At 69.3% G+C, this 3,915-nt stretch carries 1 protein-coding gene; it reads right to left on the reverse strand.

Annotated elements, in window-relative coordinates:
- A partial coding sequence (locus tag ACFV15_RS47705; RefSeq protein WP_378360112.1) for a PA14 domain-containing protein occupies positions 1–3,915 on the reverse strand: 3,915 nt, incomplete at both ends.

Genomic DNA, 3,915 nt, shown 5'->3' on the forward strand with positions numbered 1-3,915 from the left:
GCGTGTAGGTGATCGACGTGCCGGTAGCGGTACTTGTCGACATATGACGTTTCGTCGCGTCATAGCCCAGCGTGTCGCCGCCGACCTTCACGGTGTCGCCGTGCGAGTCGTAGGTGAGCGCCAATGCCGTGCCACCGCTGGTGGACAGCAGCCGGTCGGCGCCGTCGTAGCAGTAGGTGGTGGTCACCGGCGCGGCGCCGTTGAGACTGTCGGTGGACGCCGTGCGGTTGGTGTTGAGCCCCGCCGTCTTGGCCGGTCCGCAGCCGTCGGCCGCGTCGAATCGATAGGTGAGCTCGTGATGCGGCACGCTCGCCGCCGTCAGCCTGCCGATCGTGTCATAGGTGTAGGCGTAACTGGCGGCGGCCTTCCCATTGAGGGTCACCACGTCGTCGGTGATCCGGTTGTCCCGCGAGCGGGTCACCTTGTCGACCACAGTGGACTCGGACGTCTTCCACGTGACCGCGGTCGGTTTACCCGAGTTGTTGCGTGCCAACGACTCCAGCCGGGACCCGTTGCCGTACGCGACCTTTTCCAGTTCGGCGGCGGCGTTGTACGCGGGGGTGGCGACGGTGACGCCGTCCACCTTCACGTCGGTCAGCTGGGAGGCGTCGTTCCAGGTGTAAGCGACCGTGCTGGACACGCCCTTGACCGTGGTGGTGTCGCGGGTCAGCCGCCCGACCTGGTCATAGGTGGCCGTCGAGGTCACGCCCGCCGCGTCGGTGTAGCTCACCTCCTGGCCCAGCAGATCGATCACGGTGGTGATCGACCCGCTTTCGTCGGTCACCTTCGTGGCCAACGGGTTGCCGCCGGCCGCGTAGTCGGTGACGACCGTGCGCGCGGGCTTGTCCCCGTACGCGGGAGCGGTCTTCTTGACCACCCGGCCGCGCGAGTCGTAGGCGGTACAGGTCCACGACTCGTCGCCGATGCGTTGCGCGACAACACGTCCAGCCGCGTCGTACACCGACTCGCTGACGATCGCCGGGCCACTGCCCGGAACCGGCCCCGTGACCGTCTTCGCCATGCCGGCCTGAGTCACCGCCGGTGAACCCGGGACACACGGGTCGGCGCGGGTTTCGGAGTCACCGTAGTAGCCGGTCGTGTTGCGTTTCCCCGCGTTGCCGAGATCGCCAGCGGGCAACGCCGAGGCCAGCTTGCGCAGGTAGCCCTCGCCTTGCCGCTCGTAGCCGGAACGGCCGGTCAGGTTGAGCCCGCCGGGATCCGCGGTCGTCGACACCGTGAGCCCGAATATCGGGTCGATGCCGGTCGCCTGGTCGGCGTAGCCGCTCGCCGTGCGCCGGGTCGGCGCCCGTTCGACGCCGCCACCCGAGGTGTCCTCGACGGTCGTGCCGGTCGTCAGCCCGTATCGCGGCGCCAAGTTCGCGCCCGGCACCGTCGTCGCCGCCGAAGCGCCGGGCGGAGTCCACGTGAGGTTCAGCGCGCCGGTCGAGCCGGAGCGGTTGTAGTAGTCGACGCGGATCCGGTGCTTGCTGCCGGCCGCCGTGTTGGTGTACTTGCCCGCCGCCGCGGTGGAAGCCTTGTCAGTCCAGCTATCGACGATCAGGAAGTCGTCGATCCACAGCCGGGCGCCGTCGGTCGCGGTGAACCCGAGCCCGTAGTCGCCGGCGGCGGGCAGCTGGATCTCACCGGAGAACCGGCCTGACCAGCCGCCGGAGTTGGCCACCGGCGGGGCGCCGCCCCAGGCCCCGTTCAACGCGCCGTTGCCGGTGGCGAAAAGCTTGGGAACACCCGAAAGCGCGGGATTGTCGTAGTAGGCGGCCGAAAGCCCGGTCAGCCCTTGATCGTAGTCGGTGTGCGTGTGCGGCATGCTCGCCGCGCACGCCGGAGTCGGGAGCAGGCCGGTGAAACACGAGGCAGGTGCGGGCCCGTAGTGGTCGACCGCACGGTCGGCGTGGTCGTACACCGTGGTGGACCGCCTGCCCGCGCTGTCGACCGCCGCGGTGGCCTTGTCCTTCGCGTTCCATTCCGCGCGGATCGTCGCGCCGGCGAAGTCGGTGGTGGCGAGCGCGCGGCCGGCGTCGTCGTAGGTCACCGTGCGGGAGCGGGTGGCGTCGTACACGCCCGCCACGGCGACCGTGGCCTCTTTGCGGTCGAGGTAATACTGGTAGAAGTGCTCGGCGCGCAGGGTGCCTTCGCGGCCGTCCGGGGCCGGGGCCAGCAGCTGGACCGCGCGCAGTGCCGGCGGCTCCAGCGGATGCTCGACGACGGTGTCGTACCCGATCACCGTGCAGATGGCGGCGACGTCCTCGGTGGTCGTGCAGCCGCTGCCTGCCGACGGTCCCTGCCGGGCGAGCCAGTCATAGGCCAGGCTGCCGCGAAGCGTGGTCAGCGGGCCGATGCTGTCGATCGCCTTCTGCTTCTGCTCTTCGTTGTCGCCAGCCTCGTCGTAAAGCCGCTTGGCCTCGACCCGGCCGCGATAGTCGTAGTCCCGGATCTCCGCGCCCGGATTCTCGATCCTGGCCAGGGTTTCCAGCTGATACCACAGGCGCGTCTCGGTGCCGTCCCAGTACCGGACCCGGCACAGCATCTGCGCGGGCGCCGCGTCCGCGCCCGGTGGGCGGGACACCCCGCCGTAGCAGCTGTCGCTGTTGTCGGTGTTGTAGAACAAGATGTGTGACCGGCCGGACACCGGATCCTTGATCCCGGTCAGCCGCGGCGGCGTGCCGGTGTAGAGGTACTGCAGCGCGGCGGGTTTCTTGCTGTCCAGCACCGAAGCCACTGCGGCCAGCGAGCCGTCGGAGTTGAACACCGACACGGTCTCGCCCTCGGTGACCGTGATCCGGCCGCCCGAGTCGAACGCGAGCACGCCGTCCTCGCCGGCGGGCGGCGTGAAGCCGCCCGACGAGGCCTTGGCCCAGGTGTGCTTGGCGCCGGAACCGTCGGTGAGCACAACCGACCCGTCCAGCATCTCGGCGCGGCTGTAGTTGCTCGCCGCAGCCGAAATGGTCCAGCCGGCGGGCAGCGACTGCGGATCGGCGGAGTAGAGCCATTCCGTCGGCACGATCCGCGGGTCGAGGTTGTGGCCGCGGTTCTCACCGTCGCCGGTGGAACTCTTGGCCCACAACACCATCCGGGGCCGCTCGGCCGAGTGGTGGTACAACTCGATCTTGACCGGCACCCGCTGCCCCGCCTTCAGCGATACTTCGCTCGCCTGCTTGGGGCCTGGCTGCAGGAAGTCTTCGCTGACGTCGGCGGAGTTCGGGTTGTCGTAGACCAGCTTGTCGCCGACCCAGATCTTCGCACCGTCGGTGTGCCCGCCGCCGAATCGGAAATCACCGCTGACCGGGGCCTTGAAGTTGCCCTCCCAGCGAATGACGAAGTGCTCGCGGTCGAGCGCGGGAGGAATCGGGTTCTCCCGCCACGGGAGGTTGTCGGGGTTGCCGCTCCACGCGATGCCCCAGTCCAGGTTGACCTGCGCCTCGCCGCGCACCATCACCGGCAAGGTGTCCGGAGTGCCGTTGTGACGGGAGTCGTTGAAGTACGAGGCCCGCACCCCGCGCGGGGCGCCTTGCCTTGAGTTATAGGCGAAATTGACACCTGCGGGCCCGCCGACCGAGTTGAACGCGGGGCCTGCCGCCTCGACGTGGGCGTTGCCGTTGAACAGGTTGACCGTCACCGGGCCCAGCACGTCGGTCGGCGCTGGTCCCGGGTCGCCGACCCGCTGATTGACCGTGAAGTGCCCGACCCAGCGTGCCGGGGTCGGCGTGTTCCCGTCCAGCAGCACGGTTTCCGCGGTCCAGGTGTACCGGCCGCCGTCGTGCAGCACGTGCCGGGGCACCATCCACTGTGGCTGGTCCAGGCAGCCCGAGTCGACCACGCTGCCCGAACGGCCGTCGAACCCGGTGGACACTTTGAAGCAGTACAGCACCTCGTCGCCGACCGCCGCGACCTGCAGCA

The organism is Amycolatopsis sp. NPDC059657, from assembly GCF_042734395.1.
Lineage (GTDB): Bacteria > Actinomycetota > Actinomycetes > Mycobacteriales > Pseudonocardiaceae > Amycolatopsis.